The sequence below is a fragment of the Rhodococcus sp. Ni2 genome (genome assembly GCF_021352185.1).
In the GTDB taxonomy this organism is placed as follows: Bacteria; Actinomycetota; Actinomycetes; order Mycobacteriales; family Mycobacteriaceae; genus Rhodococcus_F; species Rhodococcus_F qingshengii.
The window spans coordinates 388,254-411,398 of sequence record NZ_WOXZ01000003.1; the positions used below are offsets into that span (position 1 = coordinate 388,254).

The window sequence follows — 23,145 nt, forward strand, 5'->3', positions numbered from 1 at the left end:
CCCACACCGACTCGTAAGTGGTTCAAGCGACCGCTGATCGTGGCACCGCTGGCAATCGTGCTGGTGGTGGGAATTGCGTTGACGGCTTGGTTGTCTCCGGTGCTCTCGGTCCGGGGCACCGAAATTCTCGGTGCGACGACCGTCAGTGAGGAACAGATCCTTTCGCTCCTGGCCGTACCGACCGGTCAGCCGTTGATGCGGGTAGACACCGGCGCCGCCGCCGCACGTGTGGCGACGATTCCGAAGGTGGCCTCGGCTCGTGTGCAGCGGATGTATCCGTCGACTATCCGCGTCACCGTCACCGAACGGGTACCGGTCGTCTTCGTCGACTCACCTGAGGGTGCACACCTGCTGGACGAGAAGGGCGTCGACTTCGAGATGGGCGTCCCGCCGCCCGGGGTTCCGCGTCTGGTGACACCGACGCCCGGGTGGAACGACGAGCCGACGCTTGCCGCGCTCGAGGTGTTGTCGGTGTTGCCGCCGGATCTGAGATTTCAGGTGGGAGAGGTTGCCGCTCGGTCGATTTCGAGTGTCACGCTGACTCTGCTCGACGGTCGCGTCGTAAACTGGGGCGGTGTCGAGCACTCGGATCGTAAGGCTGCTGTGACGCTTCCGCTGTTGACCCAACCGGGGCAGACGTACGACGTGTCCAGTCCTGATCTGCCGACGGTCCGATAGCGCACGGTGCAGCCGTGCGTCAGTGCGCAGCAAATACTTCGGTGTGTCTCGGCGCGCCTAATGGCGGAACGCGACGACGGTGCATAGCGTTTCGTTTCAGATCGAATACTTGACATAACTCTAACCCTGTGGTTGAGGTTTAGGGTTGTTCTCGAACACCAGCAGTACCAAATACACCAGCAGTAAAAAGACAGCAGCACTGACAAGCAGCGTGAAACACGACACGGAAGGCGAGAGCCGATGACGCCCCCGCACAACTACCTCGCCGTAATCAAGGTCGTCGGCATCGGCGGCGGCGGCGTGAACGCAGTCAACCGCATGATCGAACAGGGACTCAAGGGAGTCGAGTTCATCGCGGTCAACACGGACGCGCAAGCCCTTCTGATGAGTGACGCCGACGTCAAGCTCGACGTCGGTCGTGAATTGACCCGTGGCCTCGGCGCCGGTGCCGACCCGGAAGTGGGTCGCAAGGCAGCCGAAGATCACAAGGACGAGATCGAAGAGGTCATCAAGGGCGCCGACATGGTGTTCGTGACCGCAGGCGAGGGCGGTGGCACCGGAACCGGCGGTGCCCCTGTCGTGGCAAGCATCGCCCGGAAGCTGGGCGCACTCACCGTCGGTGTCGTGACGCGACCGTTCTCTTTCGAGGGCAAGCGTCGTGGGGGACAGGCGGATACCGGAATCCAGGCGCTCCGCGAGTCCTGCGACACACTGATCGTCATTCCCAACGATCGCCTGCTCCAGTTGGGTGACGCGGCCGTCAGCCTGATGGACGCGTTCCGCAGCGCGGACGAGGTTCTCCTCAACGGCGTCCAGGGCATCACCGACCTCATCACCACTCCGGGTCTGATCAACGTCGACTTCGCGGACGTCAAGGGTGTCATGTCCGGTGCCGGTAGTGCGTTGATGGGAATCGGTTCCTCGCGGGGTGAGGGACGCGCGATCAAGGCGGCGGAATCCGCGATCAATTCCCCGCTCCTCGAAGCTTCGATGGAAGGCGCCCGCGGCGTGCTCCTGTCGATCGCCGGCGGTAGCGATCTGGGTCTGTTCGAGATCAACGAGGCGGCTTCGCTGGTGCAGGAAGCTGCCCACATCGACGCCAACATCATCTTCGGAACGGTCATCGACGATTCACTCGGTGACGAGGTTCGTGTGACGGTCATCGCTGCGGGATTCGACGGAGGAGCTCCGGCTCGTCGTCCCGTGGAGTCGACCGCGCAGGGACGTGGAGCTATCGGCGCCGGGCGCGCGGGTGAGGTCGGCCGGTCGCCGGTGGCCGCCGAACCTGCTGGCGAGCAGCCGATTTCCGCAGCGCGCGAGACCACCGGTTCGGGCAGCTTGCCTCCGATCGGTGGCCCCCGCCATGCGCCGGTCCAGGAAGACGAGGGCGACGACGACGTCGACGTGCCGGTCTTCATGCGTCGCTGACGTAGGGCTACAAACAGTTTCGAGAACAGGGTGCCCGGAATTTCTGGGTACCCTGTTCTTGACTGGATGTCCGGTCACGTCTGAGCCGGACGACAACTTTCGACGTTTGTGAGCACACTTATCTTGAGTACCGAGAAGTCGACCACCCGCACCCGCATTCGCCGCGTCGTGACCAGCCGAGCCGGTGGTGTTTCCGCGTCACCGTACGAGTCGTTCAATCTGGGCGATCACGTCGGAGACGATCCGGCAGCCGTCGATGCGAATCGCCGACGTCTGGCACGCGAAATAGGCGTCGAGCCTGACCATCTCGTGTGGATGGAACAAATCCATTCGCGCAACGTCACTGTCGTGACGGAACCGACCGACGAAGTGATTCCGGTGACGGATGCTCTGGTCACCACTGTTCCCGGCCTGGCGCTCGCCACCCTCAGTGCAGATTGTGTTCCCGTTCTGCTCTCCGACGAGGAGGCCGGTGTGATCGCGGCCGTTCATGCCGGACGGATCGGTGCCCGCATCGGTATCGTCCCGCGCGTCCTCGCGGAGATGGTGCGTCAGGGCGCGGACGTTTCGCGTATCGGCGCCTTCCTCGGTCCGGCTGCGAGCGGACGCCAGTACGAGGTTCCCGCTGCGATGCGCGCGGACGTGGAAAAGCACTTGCCGGGCAGCGCAACTCGCACCGAGAAGGGCACGCCGGGACTCGATCTGCGTGCGGGACTGCGTAAGCAGTTGCTCGCCGCGGGTGTGTCCGGTGTCGCCGAGGACCCGCGGTGCACGATCGAGGATCGCGCGTTGTTCAGTCATCGCCGAGAATCTCTGACCGGGCGTCAAGCTGCAGTGATCTGGATGGAAGCGCCCGCAGCGCAGGAAACCGTCTAGGCAGAAATGCGCGAGACGGAAATGCGGCTGACAGAAATATCGACGGCACTCGACTCGGTGAGGGCGCGATTGGCGGCCGCCTGCCTTGCCGCCGGTCGCGAGGTTTCCGACGTAGCACTGCTGCCGGTGACCAAATTCTTTCCGGCGTCCGACGCTCGAATCCTGTACGAACTGGGTTGCCGTGAATTCGGTGAGTCGCGTGAGCAGGAAGCAGTGGAGAAGGTCGCGGACTTCGACGGCGCTGCACAGACGGGCGCGATCGATGATCCGGTTCGCTGGCACATGATCGGACAGTTGCAGCGCAACAAAGCTCGATCGGTAGCGAAGTGGGCCTATGCAATTCACTCGGTGGACAGTGCGCGACTGGCCGATGCACTCGATCGGGCTGCGCTGAGTGCTTTGTCGGGCGGTGAGCGCACGGAGCCGCTCCGGGCGCTCATCCAGGTAAGTCTCGACGGAGACCCCGCGCGTGGCGGAGTTCCGACGGGCGAGCTAACGCCTCTCGCCGAGCGGATCGAATCAGCCGAAGGTCTCGAATTCGCGGGACTGATGGCCGTCCCGCCGCTTGGATCAGATCCTGACGAGCAGTTCGAAATCCTCCGCAGGGCACATCTTTTGATCCTCGAATCGCATCCCCGGGCAACCGAACTCTCGGCCGGTATGACCGGCGATCTGGAGGCTGCAGTGCGCCACGGATCAACCTGCGTGCGTGTCGGAACCGCACTGCTCGGCTCACGACCAGTAATCTCGAGGTGATCGCTCAGGTGATCGCCCAACCCGTCCACACCGCTGCGACCGGTCGCAGTCGGATTGATTCCGCCGCGCCAAGGAAGGTCGATCAATGAGCAACCTGCATAAGTTCAAGGCTTACTTCGGCATGGTTCCCCTCGATGACTACGAGGACGAATACGTGGAGGAGCCCGATCAGGCTCGCCGCGCACCCCGTCGTAGTCACGACGGCTATGCCGAGCGCGACGACCGCGAGTTCGTCGAACCTGCTTTCTCGAAGGCGAGCTACGCGCCCAGTCGTCGTGACGAAGAGGACGCGGAGTTCGATCGCTACGATTCCCGGCCCCGCGTCGACACCGTTCCCAGCCGCAGCAGCCGCCCGGCGATGGCGCCGCGCCCGGCAAGCCGTGGCAACCTCGCGGTCGACGCGCGCGCAGAGCGACCCGAAGCGCGACGTGCGCCGGTTGTCGACGACGGCGGCCCGCTCGCCAAGATCACGACACTGCGTCCGCAGAGCTACGCAGAGGCCCGCACGATCGGTGAGCGGTTCCGGGACGGCACTCCCGTCATCATGGATCTGGTCGACATGAGCAACGCCGACGCGAAGCGTCTGGTCGATTTCGCCGCCGGCCTGGCGTTCGCATTGCGTGGTTCTTTCGACAAGGTAGCCACCAAAGTGTTTCTTCTCTCACCGGCCGACATCGACGTTTCCGCCGAGGAGCGCCGTCGGATCGCCGAGACGGGTTTCTACAGCCAGAAATGATGGTTTCGACCGCAGTCCGGCCCCTGAGCAGGGGTGACGTGAGCACATTCGAACGGCGGCCCGCCTCGGCGGACGCCGCATTCGGACCCATCGCCGGCCGTTACAAGACGGACTCGATGCGGACCGGTTCCGGAATTGCTGCGGTGTGTCTGTTTTGGACACACCGCAGAAGTCAGGCAGAGTGAGGGTGTGGACGCGCTTCTCTCTGTGATCTATCTGGTGCTGGTTGTCTTCTGGCTGTTGCTGATCGGCAGAGTGATCGTCGAGTTCGTTCGTTCGTTTGCCAGAGATTGGCGACCGACCGGATTGGTCGCAGTCATTCTCGAAACCATTTTTACGATCACCGATCCTCCGGTGAAACTGCTCCGCAGGTTGATCCCCCCGATCAACCTCGGTGGAGTTCGCTTGGATCTATCCATCATGGTCTTGCTTTTCATCGTCATCATCCTGATGTCGGTTGTTCGCTGAGCGCAGTCCGAGTGAGTGGTATGCCAGAATGGATGCCATAACTCATCCAGTGGTTCGCCACTACGTAGTTCGCCACTACGTAGACTGTGTTGCAACTGAATGCTTGCTAGACCGCCAAATGACGCGTGAAGGGATCCTTCCATGCCGCAACTGACTCCAGCTGACGTGCACAACGTTGCGTTCAGCAAGCCGCCTATCGGCAAGCGTGGCTACAACGAGGACGAGGTCGACGCATTCCTCGACCTCGTCGAGCAGGCGCTGTCGCAGCTCATCGAAGAGAATGCGGACCTGCGCCAGCGCGTAGGTGAGCTGGATCAGGAGCTCGCGGCTGCCAAGAAGTCGCCGGCACCTGCTCAGCAGGCAGCACCCGTCGCAGCGCAGCCCAAGCCGGAGCCCGCTCGGGTCGTCGAACCGCCCAAGCCTGCACCTGTTGCAGCGCCGGTCCCCGCCGCCGCTGCCGTTGCAGCGCCGCAGAGCGGCGACACCCACATGCAGGCCGCAAAGGTCCTCGGACTGGCTCAGGAGATGGCGGATCGCCTCACCAACGATGCCAAGACCGAGTCCGAGCAGCTGCTCGGCAGTGCCCGCACCAACTCCGAGCAGCTCATGAGCGAGGCTCGCAGCAAGGCTGACGGCATGATCGCGGATGCGCGCAACAAGTCGGAGGCGATGCTCACCGACGCTCAGACTCGCTCCGAGACCCAGCTTCGCCAGGCTCAGGAGAAGGCAGACGCTCTCAAGGCGGACGCCGAGAAGAAGCACACCGAAATCATGGCGACCATCAACCAGCAGCGTTCGGTCCTCGAGGGCCGTATCGAGCAGCTCAAGACGTTCGAACGCGAGTACCGGGTGCGCCTGAAGTCCTACCTGGAATCGCAGCTCGAAGAGCTCGAACAGCGCGGCTCGGCCGTTCCGGTCGACGGTGGACAGGATTCCTACAGCCCGTCCTTCGCCAAGGGAAACAGCTGACCGAGAGCGCCCCGTCGGCTCAGCTATCGGACCGGACAAAGGTTGATACGTGCTGGTCGTGACGTTGGTTCTCGCGGGAGTTGGTTTCGCTCTCCTGATCGTCGCCCTGACCACAGGGTCGCTGATCTGGGCGTGGGCATGTATCGCGATTTGTGTAGCAGGTGCCGTCCTCCTGCTGGTCAGTGCGCTGACCAGCAGGAAGGCGGTTCCTTCGTTGGATGACCCGGCATCGGGCAGCGGAATGTCGCCTTACGGTCGAGTCGAGAGTTCCTCGAATTCGTCGATCGACGATGCAGCCACCGCCAACGATGACAATCAGAGAAATCATGGCGAGTCGCCGGGTGGCCCCGACAAGTCCTAGGGCGAGTTCCGACAAGGTCCAGGACGAGTATTAGACTGTCCAACACGAATACCAGGCTGTGATCCGGCAATCACCGGGGAGCTTTCGGAAGAACGGTTCTTGTCGCTTCAGGCGCCCAGAACTCAGTAGAACCGAACGGGTGAGCCCGTCACAGCTCGATCGAGTGGCACCTCGGAATCCAAGCGCGGATCTACGGGGTGCAAACGGGGTGGTACCGCGGTGTCGGCGCACAAGCGCCACGTCGTCCCCGTGCCGAGTCCGACTGGCACGAGGAGATCGCCATGGCGAGTAACGGGTATCCCAAAGTCGACTACGGTGTCCCCGCCGACACCGGAGTCAAGTTCCCCGAACTGGAACAGAAAGTCCTGAAACAGTGGGACGACGACGACACCTTCCGTGCGTCGGTTTCCAATCGGGACGGCAGCGAAGAGTTCGTTTTCTACGACGGACCGCCCTTCGCAAACGGCTTGCCGCATTACGGTCACCTGCTGACGGGGTACGTCAAGGACCTGGTGCCGCGCTTCCAGACCATGCGTGGACGCAAGGTCGAGCGACGCTTCGGCTGGGACTGCCATGGCCTGCCCGCAGAACTCGAAGCGGAGAAGCAACTCGGCATCAAGGACAAGGCCGAGATCGAAGTCATGGGTCTGGCCAAGTTCAACGAGTACTGCAAGGCCTCGGTGCTCAAGTACACCGACGAGTGGCGCGACTACGTCACCCGCCAGGCACGTTGGGTCGACTTCGACAACGACTACAAGACCCTGGACGTCGACTTCATGGAGTCCGTCATGTGGGCCTTCAAGGAGCTGCACGACAAGGGCCTGATCTATCAGGGCTTCCGCGTGCTGCCCTACAGCTGGTACGAGCAGACTCCGCTGTCCAATCAAGAGACTCGTCTCGACGACGCGTACAAGATGCGTCAGGATCCTGCAGTCACGGTCGACATGCCGCTGGTCGCTCCGGGTTCACCATTGGACGGCGCAAACGCGATCATCTGGACCACGACTCCGTGGACACTGCCGTCCAACTTGGCCACTGCGGTTCATCCCGAGGTCGACTACGTCCAGGTGCTCGGCGAGGACGGAAAGCGGTACGTGCTCGCGGAAGCACGGGTTGCTCATTACGCACGTGAGCTGGGGGAGGACCCCGAGGTCGTTTCCCGTCACAAGGGCGCCGAGCTGGTCGGACTGTCGTACACACCGCCGTTCGACTTCTTCCTCGGACATCCGAACGCGCACGTCGTGCTTTCGGCCGACTACGTGACAACCGATTCCGGAACCGGAATCGTCCACCTCGCACCGGCTTTCGGTGAGGAGGATATGGATGTCGCCACGGCCAACGGTATCGAGGTCGTGCAGCCGCTCGATCCGGGTGGAAAGTTCACCTCGATGGTTCCGCCGTACGAGGGCTTGATGGTCTTCGACGCCAACCCGGTCATCATCAAGGACCTCAAGGCCGCTGGAAAGCTGCTGCGGCACGAGACGATCGAGCACTCGTACCCGCACAGTTGGCGCAGTGGGCAGCCGCTCATCTACATGGCGGTTCCCTCGTGGTTCGTCGCGGTCACCAAGTTCCGCGATCGCATGGTCGAGCTGAACAAGGACATCACGTGGGTGCCCGAGCACATCCGTGACGGCCAGTTCGGCAAGTGGCTCGAAGGTGCACGCGACTGGAACATCAGCCGAAACCGCTACTGGGGCAGCCCGATCCCGGTGTGGGTGTCGGACGATCCGCAGTACCCGCGTACGGACGTCTACGGATCGCTCGATCAGTTGGAGGCAGACTTCGGTGTGCGTCCGACCGATCTGCATCGCCCGATGATCGACGACCTGGTCCGCCCGAACCCCGACGACCCGACCGGGAAGTCGATGATGCGCCGCGTTCCCGAGGTGCTCGACTGCTGGTTCGAATCCGGTTCGATGCCGTACGCGCAGGTGCACTACCCATTCGAGAACCGTGAATGGTTCGAGGGTCATTTCCCGGGCGATTTCATCGTCGAGTACAACGGGCAGACTCGCGGCTGGTTCTACACGCTGCACGTGCTGGCCACCGCACTCTTCGATCGTCCGGCGTTCAAAACCGTTGCTGCGCACGGCATCGTGCTCGGCGACGACGGACTCAAGATGAGCAAGTCCAAGGGCAACTACCCGGACGTGAAGGAGGTGTTCAACCGCGACGGCAGCGATGCGATGCGATGGTTCCTGATGTCTTCGCCGATCTTGCGCGGCGGAAACCTCATCGTGACCGAGCAGGGCATCCGCGAAGGTGTGCGTCAGGCATTGCTCCCGCTGTGGAACGCCTGGAGCTTCCTGCAGTTGTACGCCCCGGAATCCGGTGTGTGGCGTACCGACTCGGAGAACATCCTCGATCAGTACATCCTGGCCAAGCTCGCTACCACCCGCGACGTGATCACCGAGGCCCTCGAGGTCAACGACATCGCCGGCGCGTGCGACGAGCTTCGGTTGTTCTGTGATGCGCTCACCAACTGGTATGTGCGACGGTCTCGTTCGCGGTTCTGGGACGAGGATCGCGACGCGATCGACACCCTGCACACCGTGCTCGAGGTCGTGACGCGTCTCGCTGCGCCGCTGTTGCCGCTGGTGTCCGAGGTGATCTGGCGCGGGCTGACCGGGGAGCGCTCGGTTCACCTGGCTGATTGGCCCGAGGCGTCGGAGCTCCCCGCGAACCCCGAGCTGGTAGCGGCGATGGACGACGTCCGGACCGTGTGCTCCACGGTGCTGAGCCTGCGCAAGGCGCAGAATCTGCGTGTTCGTCTTCCGCTGCCCGAGGTCACGGTTGCGGCGCCGGATGCCGAGCGTCTGCGTCCGTTCCTCGGACTGATCGCCGACGAGGTCAACGTCAAGAAGGTTGATCTGACCGATGACGTCGACGTGCACGGGCGCTTCGAGATCGCGGTCAATGCGCGTGCTGCAGGACCGCGTCTGGGCAAGTCCGTTCAGACTGTCATCAAGGCGGTCAAGGCGGGCGACTGGACCGAGAACGCGGACGGCGTCGTGGTTGCGGCGGGCATCGAACTGCTGCCCGAGGAGTACACGCAGAAACTGGTTGCGGCCGAGCCGGATTCGACGGCTGCACTGCCGGACGGTGCGGGACTGGTCGTACTCGATTCCGCGGTGACGGAGGAACTCGAAGCCGAGGGATGGGCGAAGGACCGTATCCGTCAGTTGCAGGATGCGCGCCGCGCCGCCGGTTTCGACGTCTCGGACCGGATCAACGTCGTGCTCGAGGTTCCGCAGGACTGCAAGGAGTGGGCGGAGCGTCATCGCGAATTGATCGCCGGTGAGGTTCTGGCCACCTCCTTCTCGGTGGGTGAAGCGGGAGACGACGCCGTCGATCTCGGTGACGGTATCCGCGCCGCGATCACGAAGGTCTAATACCGCCATAGCTACTCCGGCTCCCCGATGAATGTCTGTATGTCGGGGTGCCGGAGTAGTTTGCTCTCATGAGCACGAGCAAGGAAACCGTGGCGCGCATTCTCGAGCAGTTGGAACCGCTCGACGTGCGGGCAAGGGCGATGTTCGGCGAGTACGGACTGTATTGCGACGAGAAGATCGTGGGCTTGATCTGCGGAGACGTTCTGTTCGTCAAACCCACCGAGGTCAGTACGGAGTTCGGATCAGAGGCCGATCTGGCTCCGCCGTACCCGGGAGCGAAGGATTATTACCGGGTGACGGAGGAACGGTTGCAGGACCTCGATCACCTGCACGCCTTCATTCAACGGACTGCCGACGTATTGCCCCTGCCGAAGAAGAAGTCGCCGAAGAAGAAGGCGCGGACGTAAATTCTGCACCTACTTTTGAGAGAACCGTAACGCCCGATGAATCAAGGTGATCCCACACGAAGTCGTAGGTGGGTGCTGCATCTCGACATGGATGCGTTTTTCGCTTCCGCCGAGCAGTTGACGCGTCCCACTCTGCGAGGTCGCCCGGTGCTGGTCGGCGGCTTGGGCGGGCGCGGGGTGGTGGCCGGGGCAAGTTACGAAGCGAGAGTTTTCGGTGCGCGTTCGGCAATGCCGATGCATCAAGCACGCCGGATGGTCGGTGGTGGAGCGGTGGTATTGCCACCGCGGATGTCGTTGTATTCGGTTCTGAGTAAACGCACCTTCGACGCGTTGCGCCTTCGTATGCCGATCCTCGAGCAACTGTCGGTGGACGAGGCTTTCGGGGAACCGGTGGAGTTGGCCGGTGTCGGAGCTGACGAGGTCCGCGCGTTTTGCGAGGACCTGCGGGCGTTGATCAAAGCCGAGACCGGGTTGGTCGCTTCGATCGGGGCCGGCGCAGGTAAGCAGGTCGCCAAGATCGCGTCGGGACTGGCAAAGCCCGACGGCGTCGCAGTGATTCCTCCCGGGATGCAGCACGAGTTGCTCGATCCACTGCCGGTGCGAAAGCTCTGGGGGATCGGTCCCGTCGCCGAGGAAAAGCTCAAGCGTCTCGGCATCGAAACCATCGGTGGGTTTGCCCGCACTCCCATAGCGGAGGTGGCGTCGATACTCGGAACCACTGTCGGTCCGGGGTTGCATCGGCTTGCGCAGGGGATCGACGATCGGCCGGTCGCCGAGCGTGCCGAATCCAAGCAGATCAGCGCGGAATCCACTTTCGCCGCAGACATCGTCACGATGGCGCAACTGCGCGCCGCCGTCGAAAGTAGTGGTCGTGCAGCATTTTCCAGGCTGGAGAAGGACGGAAGAGCTGCTCGCACCGTCGTACTGAAGCTCAAGAAGTCCGATATGAGTATCTTGACTCGATCCGTGACGCTGCCGTTTGCCACCATCGACCGCCAAATCCTCATCGCGACTGCGCAGAAACAGGTCATCGATCCACAGGAATTGGGGCCGATTCGCCTGGTCGGTGTGGGATTCGCCGGTTTGTCCACCGTTCGGCAAGGATCACTTTTTCCCGAGTTGGATCAGGATGTTCCCGGCTATCCGGTCGAGACTCTCACGGGCGCCCTCGATGAGGCCGAACTCGACGTTCCGGTGGCAGCACGTGTCCCTCAGCGCTACTGGCACCCCGGTTTGGACGTGAAGCATCCAGAATACGGACACGGTTGGGTGCAGGGCGCCGGGCACGGTGTGGTCACCGTTCGCTTCGAAACCCGTTCCAGCGGAACGGGAATCGCCAAAACCTTTGCCGAATCCGATGAGGTGCTCGAGGTAGCAGATGCGGTCGACAGCCTTCTCTGAGGATGTCCTTAGACTTTTTCCGCTTACCGTTGGGTAATGTTGTCGACGATCCTCGAGCAAGCACGATGTTCGACTGACGCTCGAATGTGAACACCCGAATGGATAGGACTGAGAAGTTGAAGCTTCAGAAGATGACCGTTGCAGCCGTGGCGATCGCAGCAGCCCTGACGATGACCGCTTGTGGCTCGGATGACAAGACCGACTCGCCCACCACGACGTCGAAGACCACGACGACCACGACGGCCTCGGACTCGACAGATGCGCCGGTCGCGTTGCCGACCGCCCCTGAGCTCAACGCCAAGGTCGCCCAGGCACTCGACGAAACCGTTCCGGCCGCAGACAAGGTCAACCTCGTCCAGGGCGCCGAGGCTGATCCCGAGCTGATCAACCAGGTCGCCGCTGCCGCCAAGGCTGCCGGCGCGCAGGTCGAGATCCTCGACCCGGTCACCGACACGGGCAGCGAGACGGCAGCAGCTTCGCTGAACATCGTCGTCAACGGCCAGCCGCTGCAGCAGGGCCTGCAGGCTTCGTTCGTCTACGAAGACGGCGTCTGGAAGCTCTCGAAGACCACCGCTTGCCAGATCGTCGGCGTTGCAGGTCTGACCTCGCCGGCTTGCGCTGCTTGATCTCTCGGTAACACCTGAAACACCAGAGCGGCCGCCGACTCCCGAAGGGGAGTGGGCGGCCGCTCTTCACGTGGTAAGCGACGTCAGTGATGGAATCCCTCGGTGACGCGCGGCCGCGGCATCGGGCTGTCCAGTTCGTCGAGGAACGCGGTTTCCTCTTCGATGATGCGCAGCAGATTGGCCGCCAGGTCCATGCTCAGTCCGTTACGAACCACGATGCGCTGCACTGTCAGATCCGCGAGATCGTCCGGCATGGGGTAGGCCGGCACCAACCAGCCCTTGCCTCGCAACCGGTCCGAGAGGTCGTACAGCGTCCAGTTGGACGTGTGCCCCTCGGCGAGGCGCCACGCGAAGACCGGGATGTCGGAACCGTCGTTCCACAGTTCGAACGCGTCGAGTTTCCCGATCCCTTCGGCGAGAAATTTCGCCACGTCCTGGGAGGACTGCTGGATCGCGCGATAGCCGTCGTGGCCGAGACGCAGGAACAAGTAGAACTGCAGGATCACCTGAGCGCCGGGGCGCGAGAAGTTCAGTGCGAAGGTCGGCATACTGCCGCCGAGGTAGCTCACCTTGAAGACGAGGTCGTCGGGAAGTAGATCCTGCGATCGCCAGACCACCCAGCCGAGGCCGGGGTAGACGAGCCCGTACTTGTGCGCCGAGGTGTTGATGGAGTGGACGCGCGGGAGCCGGAAATCCCATTCGAGTTCGGGCTGAAGGAACGGTGCGATCATCGCACCGGAAGCGCCGTCGACGTGGATGGGGACGTCGAGTCCCGTCTTCGCCTGGATCGCATCGAGTGCCTTCGAGATTTCCAGGACCGGCTCGTACATCCCGGTGTACGTGACGCCCATGATCGCGACGACGCCGATGGTGTTCTCGTCGACATACTTGTCCAGATCGTGACCGTCGAGGGTGCGGTGTTCCTCGCTGATCGGCACGTAACGCGCTTCGACGTCCCAGTAGTTGCAGAACTTCTCCCAGCACACCTGGACCGCGGAACTCATGATGAGATTTGGCTTTTCGGTGGACTTGCCCGCGGCTTTTCGTGCGTGCTGCCAGCGTCGTTTCATCGCCAGGCCGCCGAGCATGCAGGCTTCGGACGAACCGATCGTCGAGGTGCCGATTGCGTCCTTGGGGGAGGGCGAGTGCCAGAGGTCGGCAAGGATGCGCCAGCAATAGGTTTCGATCGCGGCGGTCTGCGGATACTCGTCCTTGTCGATCATGTTCTTGTCGAACGACTCGGCATACAGTTTGGTGGCGTGATCGTCCATCCACGTGCTGACGAACGTCGCGAGATTGAGCCGCGCATTGCCGTCGAGCATCGTTTCGTCGTGGACGATCTGATACGCGGTCTCGGGAAGCATGCCGTCGGGTTCGAGTGTGTACTTCGATGCAACCGAATCCTCGCCAGGCCTCGAGAAGATCGGATTGACGGCTACGTAATCGGTGTGATCTGACCTTCTGGGTTCCGGCATGAACTCTGGCTCCTCACATCAGTGTGTCGCGTTGGTCTGTTTCGTACCTACTCTCACCGTTCAGTGTGGACGGGCAGTTGTCAAAGGGTCCATGATCAATCAAGTATCCGGTCTGAAGTCCTAGTCTGCACACATCGTAGAAAGCGGCGAAAGAACACACGGTGGTGACAATCATGAGTGGGCCTACGATGCGAGGCAAGGACAGGCGAGAATCAGAGGCCCTGCGCCCGCCGCGCCGCAATCGAGGACGGACTTCTGTTTCGCTGATCGCAACTGCGACGAAAGGGCCGGATCGCAGATGGCTTGCCTCCTGGAGCGATCCGCCGGTTGACATGAATTCGCAGAGTCACCGCGACTCCGACGGTCTTAGTAGCGTCACCCGGGAGATTTCGTGGCTGGAGGTACGCAGGCACGATCGAACGCGAGTTGCGACAGCGCGAGTGAAGCTTCGGGCCGGATCCTGTCGGCAAACACCCTTCGGCCGACAGGATCCTGCCCATCGCTCGTCAGTGCAGCGAGCGAGTTCGCATGTCTGTCCCGCGGCGACCTGATCGCCGGTGAGCCTGTCCGCCAGCGGATTCCACATCTTCGAAAACCGTCGAACTTTGGAGGTTTGGTGATTCGGGTGTCGGGGGCGCCTGGCCTCGGCGCTCGGCTCCTTTGGTGAAATTGCGTTCAGGGCGCCGTGCTTGGTCGTGGAGCATCATCGATTCACAGGCTGGCGAGCACCAAGATCCCGGCGCTGATGGCCAAGGTGGCGACCAGCAACACCAGCGCTGAATTTCGTGTTGGCCCCGGGAAGCTGCGGCCGATCCCGAAATCGTCGGATCTGCGGCGGTGCCCTCGGTGACTGATTGCAATAATGCCGACTGCACCGATCAGCGTGCTTCCCCCGAGAATACCGATTGCGACTGTTGGGCCGGGGACATAGCGCAGGTAGATCAGCGCCGCCGTAGCCAAGGAGGTACCAGTCCGAACCCATGCCATCGTGGTCCGTTCTGGCTGTAGCCCTCGGTCGGCATGTGTGGGTTGAAGGGGTGTCACCGCGTCACCTCGACCATCAACAACGTCAGCGCGGATCCCAGTACAAGCCCCGCGGCGATGCCTGCGAACGTAGGGACTGGGAGGCTTCGCCCCAACCGCAAAGCGCGTTCGACCGCGATCCATCGATGAAATGCACTGACAGACAGCATGGTTGACCCAGTCAACACGCCAACTACCAGGGTGGCGTGAACGGTGGGGCCAACCATCTCGGAGCCGAATGCCTCGAAGCCGACGGCGGCGGCAACCAAAGCCAGGGCGGTCCGGATCCAGGCGAGGAATGTGCGTTCGTTGGCCAGGGTGAATCGAGGGTCCGGGTCTTCGCCGACCCGGAACGCACCGGGGCACCAGAACGGTCTCATTTGGCGACGGCGACGAAGGGGGCCGGCGGGGTGAGCTTCGTGAGATGATCCGCGTGATATGCGGCGAAGGCCTCGAGGACCTCCGGCTGTGTGCCGATCCAGAATGCGCCTTTCGCGAGCTGAGCGAAGATGCTCTCTGCAGCCTGCTCGGGTGTCAGGCCCTGGCCGAGGTACCGGTCGAGTTGCTCGCGAAGCGCTTCACCGGCCAGGCCGCTGGCTGAAGCACCTGAATAGATCTGGGTCCGTACCGCGCCCGGGAGCACTGCCGATACCTGAATGGGAGCGCCGACGGTCTTCACGTCCAGGTAGAGCGTCTCGGTCAGGGCTAGCACCGCGTGCTTACTCGTGAGATATGGCGATTGCAGTGCGCCCGCGCTGAGGCCACCGATAGAGCTGAGATTGAGCACGTATGCCTCCTCGCCAGACGCGATCATTCGTGGGAGGAATGCGTGGACCCCGTTGAGCACACCGCCCACATTTATCGAAAGCAACCGCTGCCAGCGGTCTATCGGAACCTCCCAAAATAGGCCAGGGGCCTCGATCCCGGCGTTGTTGACGAGCAATCGGACAGAGCCGAACCGCTCGTACGCGGCCCGGGCCAGCCCCTCCACCGACGACGGGTCACTGACGTCCGTCTGGACCGCAGTGGCCTCGGTGGCTGCCGTTGACAGTTCGGCCGCGAGTTGTTCGGCCCGGGGCATGTCGATGTCCGCTAACACCACGTTCATTCCGATGGAGGCCGCGTGTCGTGCGAGCCCCTCGCCGATTCCGGATGCCGCGCCGGTGATGACGGCGGTGCCGCCGGAGAACTTGTCATGCGTGATAGTCACTTGTGGCCTCCGTGGGGGACTGTTGCTTGACCGGTATTGTCGCGGCGGCAGGACGTGCAGTATTCGCGCCAATCGTTGCTCCGCCGGAGGCGGGGGCGCGTCCGTGACTCATCGTGAACGCCACTATGAGACCGATGGCGCCGAGTGCACCGAGTAGTAGGAAGACGTAGGTGAATCCCGCATCCGTGTAAATGATCTGGCGTGTGCCTTGGTCGACGGACCAAATGTGCGCGGAGAGGATCGCGCTGAGGATGGTGACGCCGAATGCAGCGCCGAGGCTGTTGCTGGAGCCGAGTACGCCGGCGTTCGCCCCCGTCTGAGATGGCGGTACCGCTTCGACGACAAGGTTGGCGCTGGCTGCGTAGAAGAATCCCTGGCCGACGCCGAAGATGGCGACCAGTGTGATGATCTGCCACTGTTGGTCGTGCACAAAGGCCAGCAGGCTCAGGCTGATCATGATCGCGGTCATGGCGACGATGAGGCTCGCCCGGGGGCCACTGCTGCGCGCGAGCAGTCCGGCCAGGGGGCCGCTCGCCATGGCGGCGATGCCATGTGGGAGAGTCCACAGCGCGAAGGCGAAGGCAGTGAGCCCGAACCCGTAAGAGATGCCGTCAACCCGTGGCGTCATGAGCATCAGTGGCAACGCGAACGCGTATCCACCGATAGCGAATGAGCCGAGTAAGCTTGCGAGCATCGTGCTGCGCATGGCACGCGCCCACAGCACCCGCATGTCGATCAGAGGTTGCGTGGTGTGCAATTCGTAGAGGACGAACACCGCGATCAGGACCGCAGAGACCGCGAACGCAATCAGCGTCTTTGGTGAGTCCCATCCCCAAGAGCGACCCTGGTTGATGGAGAGCATCAGCAGCAATGATCCGCCGCCCAGCAGGCCCGCGCCTACCCAGTCGAGCTGGTGGGACAGGCGCAGCGGCGATTCCGGCGCGGTGAAATAGACCGCCGGGGCGATGACGGCGACATAGGCGAGGAGGAACCAGAAGATTGCGCGGTAACCGAACTCGGTCGAGAGGTAGCCGCCGATGAGCGGGCCGGCGATACCGTTGAATCCGATGCCGGTGGACACTGCCGACAGGGCCACGGGGATCATGCGTCGTGGGAAGACATCGCGGATGAGGCCGTAAGCGAGCGGGGTCATGCCGACGCTCGCGGCCTCGAGGGCGCGCCCGAGCAGCAGAATCGGAAAGGTCGGGGCGAGGGCGCAGGTCAGCGTTCCGATGGCGAATATGCCGGCGACGATCATCAGCATGCGCTTCTTGCCGTAGATGTCTCCGAGCTTGCCGATGATCGGCAAGCTGACGACCCCGACAAGACCGAGGATGGTCACCACCCAGCCGATGTCAGGAGTGTTGAATTCGGCCGCCATGTATCGCAGTGATGGGTACACCATGCTGTATTCGAGGGGAGCGACTTCGAACAGTAGAACGATCGAGATCAACAGGCCCACATAGTATTTGGTTGATCGTTCAGGCGCTCGGCGTTGTTGCGGCGGTGGGGGGGTAGGTCGAGTCACGACAGTCTCGTTTCCTTGAGTTGTGGTTTCGTGGCGATTCGAACGTCGATCCATGAGTCCGCGGACCCGGAACATTCGGCGATGTCGGCCGTGAGGGACTTTGGTAGCACGGAGTGCGCGTATCAAGGTTGTGTCGCAATTGGTCGAAATATCGACCGATGCGGTAAGGTGATGCGCGTTACTGTAAGTGCCTTGGGAAGGATTGGTCAATGGTTGATTCCGAAGTGGCGGACCGCTCGGCAGGCAGGGAGGTCGTGTCGCCGCCCACTGCGCGCGTAGTGCAGGTTATCGACTTTTTGGTGCGTAACCAGGGGAAGCGCTTCGGTCTTTCAGAGCTTGCGCGCCGATGCGAAATCACCAAACCGACCTGTCTCGGCATCGTGACCGAACTGACCGCGTGCGGATATCTCATTCGTGACACACAGACCAAGTCTTACGGGCTTGGGCCAGCATTGGTCTCGGCCGGGCGGGCGGCCCAGCGCGATTTTGCGCTGGGCTCGATGGTGCGCGACCGTCTCGAGGGCCTGAGTGAGCAGTTCAGCGCTATCTGTATGGCATCGGCCGTGGTTGGCGACAATGTCATGGTTCTCGAGATGGTCGCGCCCCCGGGCGTCGAGCCGCCGGCCAGTGTCGGCGACGTGTATCCGTTCGCGCCGCCGCTGGGGCTCATGTTCATGCTGTGGGAACCGGACGAGGAGCTGGAACGTTGGCTGCGGAGCGAGTCCGCGCTGGCTGTCGGGACAGACTTCGAACACATCCGGCTGATGGCCGCCGAGTGCCGGGCGGAAGGATATCTGGTTGAGAACCTCTCGCCGACCGTTCAGCGGTTGCACCGGCTGATGGCCGGGGTTGCTGCGCACGACGTGCCGCCTGCCGTACTCGAGCTTGTCGGTGACCTGGTGTCGAGTCTGGGCGAGCGGAGATTCCTCGGGGAAGCGGTTCGCGCTTCCGCTGGAAAACACCCAGTCAGCCTGGTAGCGGCCCCGACCTTCGACGCGGACGGTCACCAGTCTCTCGTTTTGACCGTCTACGTCGGCGGCGAGATCAGCAACCTTGAAATCGCCAACCGAGCGTTGGCACTGAAACAGGTGGCCGACGCGGTGACATCCGACGTCGGTGGCCGCAATCCCTTTGCCGGCCGCGGACATTGACCGTTGACTGATCAGGAATTGGCTTGTAACCTCAATCCGTTCCCATATCCGACCGTGCTGGTCGATATTTAGACCGTCAATGGAAGTTGCGGCGCCCGAGTCCGATTGCTCCCGGTCGCCGCACTGCCCGGGTCGTTCAGTTCTGGGACGCAATTTGTGTGAGGCGTATCGACGCTAAGGCTGCGGCCGTGCGAGGAGGCTGTCGCCGACGTCTCTTCGGCGATGTGTGGGGCTTTGCGTCGAGCGAATCTCACTGACACGTAACGACTCCCGAGGAGTTCCTTGATGACCACCATGATCGACCAGTCTTTGAGTGTCGACGATGTCAGCGATCTGATCGCCGATGCCTTCGACTGGGGCATACATCTTGCCGGGTTTTACGAATTGCGGCACGTCTACACGGGTTTGGAGGGGCAGCCGGCATATCGCGGGCTCAATCGTCTCCAGCCGATCCTCGATTTGTTCGACGCCAAGGTTCGCATCGCCACGACAGTAAATGCCTCGACGCTCTATTCCGGTGGGATGTTCGACTTGTCGAACGATCCGGTCGTCATCGAAGCTCCGGGCGTAGCTGACGGTCGGTACTGGAGTATTCAGGCACTTGGCCCGAACATTGACTGGTTCTTCATGGCCGGATCGCAATTCACTGGAAATGGGCCGCAGCGATACGTGATCGTTGGTCCGAGGTGGAGAGGCCTCCTACCGGCCGGGTTCGCTGGCACTGAGGTCGTGCGATCACCGTCCGATGCATTCGTGCTCACTGTTCGCGTGGCAGTGACGAGTCGAACTGAGCAGGACCTGGCCGGTGCACGGGCCGCGGTGACGGGCGTCCGCGCGGCTCCACTTTCGCTGTGGCACGCCGGCGGTGGCCGCGTTCCGGACCTCGTGGATCAGCCAATTGTCAAGTCCGACTACGCCACGTTTCCGCGGATGGACCTGATTGCCGACATCGGAAAGTCGATGACCGCGATCGACTATCTACAGCTCCTGAGTTTGGTAATCAACGATCCTTCCATGACTCGCCGGTCGGATTCGGTAAAGGAGCGGGAAGCCCTCGCGAATCTCGCTCGGCTCGGGTTGCGTCCGGGGACTTGCTTCGACCCCTCGCAGATCACCGATGAACAGCGCGAGGTGATCGATCGCGGATTCGCGCGGGCGCGGACCGATGCCAGGCAGGCATTCGAGAAGACGCAGGTGGATATGAGCGGGTGGAAGTTGCAATCCAGCCTTTTCTACGACGATCTCGACTACCGTGCCAAAGCTGGTGCTAACGACGTGGCGTGGGGCACCCCAGTGCCCTTTCAGTCCCACACAATTGGTTACCTGTTCGACGACGCCGAGGGATTCCCTCTCGATGGTGCGAACTGCTACACCATTACATTCGACGTGGAGGATTTGCCGCCGGTCACCGAGTTCTGGGAGCTCCCGGTATACGACTCTCAGGGGTACTTTATCGAAAACTCTGAGAACCGTTACAGCGCAACGAGTTACCTCGCGCGAGCCGGAGAATACGCCGTTCGGGACGGGAAGTTGACGTTCTACCTCCAGGCTGAGCGACCCTCTGATTCTGATCTTGCCAGGAATTGGCTTCCTGTCTCCGCGACGGATGGCTTCCAGATTGCGGCTCGCTTCTACGGCCCCCTGGCGCAGCTGATCGACGGCACCTATCCGATGCCCCCGGTGGTGCGCGCGGGGGCATGACCCTCGGGTTCCGGTCCCCGCCTTCGTAGGCGCGAATGGCCACTCTTTCATCGACTGTCTGTGTATGAATTGAGTTGGTGTACAAGTTGAGTCGGATCCATGATGCGAGCCGGACCCAGTGCCGAGGCGGTCCGGCAGTAGTAGAAATCTGCCGGACCGTATCGGTTCCGCGACTGTCGAAGGCAACCTGTGCGAGAAGATCCGCACCTCTGGGTATCACAACGGAAGGTGGAAGATCTCGAATCGTTTCGGGAGAAGTACGCGGCCGAGCGCGACAAACGTCTGCCGAATACCGGGGCCGACACCGTTCAGGCGATTGATTTCGAAGGTACTTTCGCATCGTTCGACAGCGATCCGAATGCGAGCGATTCTCGCACCGCACCGCCGTTGACCGCCGATCTCGACGTGCTCATCGTCGGCGCCGGCTTCGTGGGCATCAGTGCTGGCGTCGAACTGAAGAAAGTCGGTGTCACCAACTTCAAGATTCTTGATGCCGCAACGGACTTCGGCGGCACCTGGTATTGGAATCGGTACCCGGGTGTGCGCTGTGACGTCGAGTCGTACGTCTACCTGCCTTACCTGGAAGAGACCGGTTACATCCCGACTGAGCATATCTACTCGGGCTGCATGATCGGTCCAGGCTGGTTCGCAGGTCGCCGTTGGGTGGCGCCGATGCGACTCAAGGACCTGCGCTTCCCGGCGAGCGGACCGGTCGCGGCCGAGATCGCGGACGGTTCGTACCTTGCGATCTACTGGGTACACGAGCCGGAGACGGAACAGGCCGAGGCATGGGCCCGTACCCAGGTTGGCGAGCTGTACGCCGCCGGCCGCGGATTCGCCGAGCGTGAGCACGTGTGCATAATGACGCCTGCCGAATGAGGCACCCTGATCTCGATACGCCGGCGCGTGCGGACATCGAGCCGATATTTTGCGGGCCTTAACGGCCAGTCGGTCGACGCGGGCGCGGTGGCCGTCACCAATTGACATTCCCTGCTCGGCGTAGATGTTCGAGACGGTGCTGTTCACTGCGGTCGTAGATGCATTCGCACGCTCGCCAGGGTGCCGGTGAACGGAACGGAATCGAGGGCTGTCGGCGCTCTGCGAACGCCGCCGTCCTTTTGGTGTTCCAAGGCCGAAGACAGCGATCTTCCGAGCGCTGACAGACCACAGAAGCGTCAGCGAGGCAATTCCATTCACAAGAACATAGTCCGGAGGTTCGCGAGAGTGTTTCCGGCCGAACTGTTTAAGGTGACTGGGCGCGCAGGCGATCTGCGGCGGCCGATGCCATCGAGTGGAGAACATCGGGGGCGATCGGACTCGGCGCCGTCGCGGACACCTGAGTCAACGTCGTCCCGACTGCGGCCACGATCGCGTCGGCAACCAAGGTGAAACCGCCACTCTCCGTGATGATTCGGAAAGCGAAAGACGCGTCGCCGACGTTCGGGTCCGACGCTCCGCCGACGCGATAGGTGATTGTCGTTCCGTCGGCATCGGTTCCCGAATACTCCGCACACCCAGCCAGCGTGGTCTGAAGTTTCTCGAAAGCTGCTGCTGCTGCAGTGCCGTCGGCGTACGAAGCAGAGTCTTGATCGATGCTCGTGAAATCGGGGCCGGTGAACATGTCGGAGAGGTCGGCGACCGATCCGGGAGCCTGGGTGGCTATCGGCGCCAGAACCTGGGCGCAGACGGCGGGGTCGGTGCTCGACTTGTCCGCCTCCGAATTTTCCGGCGCCGGTGCGAGGCCGAGGTCGTCGACCGGGTCGGGAACTACGTCGAAGTCGGCAGGTAGCTCGGACAGGGTGAGCGCGGCTCGTTGCAGGCCGTCACGGTCGAGAGGCGCCCCGCTCAGCGGTGCGGCCGGAGCAGCCGTGAACGGCGCCAAGCCGACCTGTGGGGCGGAAACCTGCGTAGTCGTGTCGGCACCAGGCGAGTCGTCCGAGCCGCAACCGGTCACGACGAACAGTGCCGCCGTTGCTGTCAGACCAAGTGCGAGAAGCGACCGGCGTGTCACGATTCCCACCGAATGCTGTTGGAGATGGTCTGCCGGATCACCGAGGAGCTGTCCGGGTCGCCGTATGCCTGGTCGCCGCCGACGGTCATCTGTCCGTCGATCGGCAAGGGGAGTGAGAGGTCGACGGTGAGGTTTCCGGAGCCGGCCATGACGTACTGATCGATGTTCAGCGTTCCGGCGTCACCAGCCAGGTTCCAGACCGGGCTCTGCGGGGTCTGCGATACGTCCACCGCGAGCGAAAGCCGATTGCCCTCGCGCGCGGTGAGCGTGACGGTGGTTGTCTGATCGAGCAGGATTTCGCTGCTGACTTGCTGCCGAACCACCCAACGTGCGCCGACACCGACCGGAGCGTCGGGGAGTGCGACGGTCCGGTAGACCGCTTGGCCCAGCGCTTGTTCGATTGCAGCGCGGGCAGCATTGGCCGAGTTGGCGGAGGGCTTCAACCGTAGGGCGGTGATGGCGCCCGAATCCGTGACCGACAATCCGGCCGCAGACCCGTCGGCCCCGCTCAGCGCAGCCTGCAGCGTTGCATCGGGCGAGGTCATCGACGACAGCGTGAGGTCAACGACTGCGGTGGGATCGTCAGCGGTCACGTTTGCCGAGAGCGGGATCGTGATCTCCGGCGAAGAGAAATCCTGCGCCGGTTGTTGATCGATCTGCTGACTCACGACGGCCTGGGTGACGAGCGTCGCCGTCTGCGTGGTGCCGACAGGCAAGTTCGTACGCAAAACCTCGCGCGGCTCGCTTCCCGCCTCGAGAACTTCGACCGTCGCGGCGGTCACCGGAACAGTCACCTCACTCGGCGAGGAGGTCGGGGTGTTCGGAGGTTGATCCGAACCGCCGCAAGCGGTGAGAACGGTGGTGAGAGCGAGGGCAGCGAGGGCGAACGGAACGCGTCGGCCGGTCGTGGACAGCAGTGGCACGCGCTCCAGGCTAGCCGCAGTT

General features: G+C 62.6%; 21 protein-coding genes and 1 pseudogene. 15 read left to right on the top strand and 7 right to left on the bottom strand.

Features of this window, described 5'->3' with window-relative positions; translation table 11 throughout:
• Nucleotides 1-39: 39 nt before the first annotated feature.
• The 12 genes and pseudogenes from GN300_RS28325 (at nucleotide 40) to GN300_RS28380 (ending at nucleotide 12,101) form a co-directional block, all read left to right on the top strand.
• Complete coding sequence (locus tag GN300_RS28325) at nucleotides 40-678, top strand: cell division protein FtsQ/DivIB (protein WP_063316280.1); 639 nt, start codon at nucleotides 40-42, stop codon at nucleotides 676-678.
• 240 nt (nucleotides 679-918) lie between these two features.
• Nucleotides 919-2,106, top strand: coding sequence for a cell division protein FtsZ (ftsZ, locus tag GN300_RS28330; RefSeq protein WP_003941788.1), 1,188 nt, complete (start codon nucleotides 919-921; stop codon nucleotides 2,104-2,106).
• A gap of 108 nt (nucleotides 2,107-2,214) precedes the next feature.
• Complete coding sequence (gene pgeF / locus GN300_RS28335; protein ID WP_007733207.1) at nucleotides 2,215-2,982, top strand: peptidoglycan editing factor PgeF; 768 nt, start codon at nucleotides 2,215-2,217, stop codon at nucleotides 2,980-2,982.
• A gap of 6 nt (nucleotides 2,983-2,988) precedes the next feature.
• Nucleotides 2,989-3,738: a YggS family pyridoxal phosphate-dependent enzyme gene (locus GN300_RS28340; protein WP_063316149.1), complete on the top strand. Its 750-nt coding sequence runs from the start codon at nucleotides 2,989-2,991 to the stop codon at nucleotides 3,736-3,738.
• A gap of 85 nt (nucleotides 3,739-3,823) precedes the next feature.
• The gene (locus GN300_RS28345; RefSeq protein WP_003941752.1) at nucleotides 3,824-4,474 is read left to right on the top strand and encodes a cell division protein SepF; all 651 of its coding nucleotides are present in this window, start codon (nucleotides 3,824-3,826) and stop codon (nucleotides 4,472-4,474) included.
• 189 nt (nucleotides 4,475-4,663) lie between these two features.
• Nucleotides 4,664-4,942: a YggT family protein gene (locus tag GN300_RS28350; protein ID WP_003941780.1), complete on the top strand. Its 279-nt coding sequence runs from the start codon at nucleotides 4,664-4,666 to the stop codon at nucleotides 4,940-4,942.
• Between the two features lie 141 nt (nucleotides 4,943-5,083).
• Nucleotides 5,084-5,911: a DivIVA domain-containing protein gene (locus tag GN300_RS28355; protein WP_003941722.1), complete on the top strand. Its 828-nt coding sequence runs from the start codon at nucleotides 5,084-5,086 to the stop codon at nucleotides 5,909-5,911.
• A gap of 49 nt (nucleotides 5,912-5,960) precedes the next feature.
• A pseudogene (locus GN300_RS30035) lies at nucleotides 5,961-6,146 on the top strand (hypothetical protein); the annotation flags it as partial.
• A 407-nt stretch (nucleotides 6,147-6,553) separates the two neighbouring features.
• Nucleotides 6,554-9,667, top strand: a complete 3,114-nt coding sequence (gene ileS / locus GN300_RS28365) for an isoleucine--tRNA ligase (RefSeq protein ID WP_047270136.1) — start codon at nucleotides 6,554-6,556, stop codon at nucleotides 9,665-9,667.
• 68 nt (nucleotides 9,668-9,735) lie between these two features.
• The gene (locus GN300_RS28370) at nucleotides 9,736-10,074 is read left to right on the top strand and encodes a TfoX/Sxy family protein (RefSeq protein ID WP_003941748.1); all 339 of its coding nucleotides are present in this window, start codon (nucleotides 9,736-9,738) and stop codon (nucleotides 10,072-10,074) included.
• A gap of 36 nt (nucleotides 10,075-10,110) precedes the next feature.
• Nucleotides 10,111-11,475, top strand: a complete 1,365-nt coding sequence (locus GN300_RS28375; RefSeq protein WP_042452844.1) for a DNA polymerase IV — start codon at nucleotides 10,111-10,113, stop codon at nucleotides 11,473-11,475.
• 131 nt (nucleotides 11,476-11,606) lie between these two features.
• Nucleotides 11,607-12,101, top strand: coding sequence for a hypothetical protein (locus tag GN300_RS28380; protein WP_223304502.1), 495 nt, complete (start codon nucleotides 11,607-11,609; stop codon nucleotides 12,099-12,101).
• A gap of 83 nt (nucleotides 12,102-12,184) precedes the next feature.
• Here GN300_RS28380 and GN300_RS28385 read toward each other — a convergent pair whose 3' ends face one another.
• The 5 genes from GN300_RS28385 to GN300_RS28405 all read right to left on the bottom strand — a co-directional run bounded on the left by GN300_RS28385 (nucleotide 12,185) and on the right by GN300_RS28405 (nucleotide 17,271).
• On the bottom strand, nucleotides 12,185-13,576 hold the full coding sequence (locus GN300_RS28385; RefSeq protein ID WP_042921836.1) for a glutamate decarboxylase: 1,392 nt from the start codon (nucleotides 13,574-13,576) through the stop codon (nucleotides 12,185-12,187).
• A 711-nt stretch (nucleotides 13,577-14,287) separates the two neighbouring features.
• Nucleotides 14,288-14,620, bottom strand: coding sequence for a DUF202 domain-containing protein (locus GN300_RS28390; RefSeq protein WP_218694883.1), 333 nt, complete (start codon nucleotides 14,618-14,620; stop codon nucleotides 14,288-14,290).
• Nucleotides 14,617-14,979 carry a YidH family protein gene (locus tag GN300_RS28395; RefSeq protein ID WP_054781930.1) on the bottom strand — a complete coding sequence of 121 codons (363 nt, stop codon included), beginning with the start codon at nucleotides 14,977-14,979 and terminating at the stop codon, nucleotides 14,617-14,619. The genes GN300_RS28390 and GN300_RS28395 overlap by 4 nt, the downstream gene beginning before the upstream one ends.
• Nucleotides 14,976-15,809 (bottom strand): SDR family NAD(P)-dependent oxidoreductase, encoded by an 834-nt coding sequence (locus GN300_RS28400; RefSeq protein ID WP_063316146.1) that lies wholly within the window; start codon nucleotides 15,807-15,809, stop codon nucleotides 14,976-14,978. The genes GN300_RS28395 and GN300_RS28400 overlap by 4 nt, the downstream gene beginning before the upstream one ends.
• On the bottom strand, nucleotides 15,793-17,271 hold the full coding sequence (locus GN300_RS28405) for an MFS transporter (protein WP_063316145.1): 1,479 nt from the start codon (nucleotides 17,269-17,271) through the stop codon (nucleotides 15,793-15,795). Before GN300_RS28405 ends, GN300_RS28400 begins: the two co-directional genes overlap by 17 nt.
• Before the next feature lie 275 nt (nucleotides 17,272-17,546).
• Between GN300_RS28405 and GN300_RS28410 the strand changes: the two genes are divergently transcribed.
• From GN300_RS28410 to GN300_RS28420, 3 genes are all read left to right on the top strand, one after another.
• A complete protein-coding gene (locus tag GN300_RS28410) occupies nucleotides 17,547-18,488 on the top strand; it encodes a helix-turn-helix domain-containing protein (protein ID WP_063316144.1) in 942 nt (313 codons plus the stop codon).
• Between the two features lie 285 nt (nucleotides 18,489-18,773).
• A complete protein-coding gene (locus tag GN300_RS28415; protein WP_063316143.1) occupies nucleotides 18,774-20,189 on the top strand; it encodes a DUF1254 domain-containing protein in 1,416 nt (471 codons plus the stop codon).
• A 228-nt stretch (nucleotides 20,190-20,417) separates the two neighbouring features.
• Entirely contained in the window at nucleotides 20,418-21,068 is a 651-nt protein-coding gene (locus GN300_RS28420) for an NAD(P)-binding protein (protein WP_087503813.1), read from the top strand.
• A gap of 364 nt (nucleotides 21,069-21,432) precedes the next feature.
• Here GN300_RS28420 and GN300_RS28425 read toward each other — a convergent pair whose 3' ends face one another.
• Nucleotides 21,433-22,200, bottom strand: coding sequence for a sensor domain-containing protein (locus GN300_RS28425; RefSeq protein ID WP_223304503.1), 768 nt, complete (start codon nucleotides 22,198-22,200; stop codon nucleotides 21,433-21,435).
• Entirely contained in the window at nucleotides 22,197-23,123 is a 927-nt protein-coding gene (locus GN300_RS28430; RefSeq protein ID WP_063316140.1) for a hypothetical protein, read from the bottom strand. Before GN300_RS28430 ends, GN300_RS28425 begins: the two co-directional genes overlap by 4 nt.
• Between the last annotated feature and the right edge of the window lie 22 nt (nucleotides 23,124-23,145).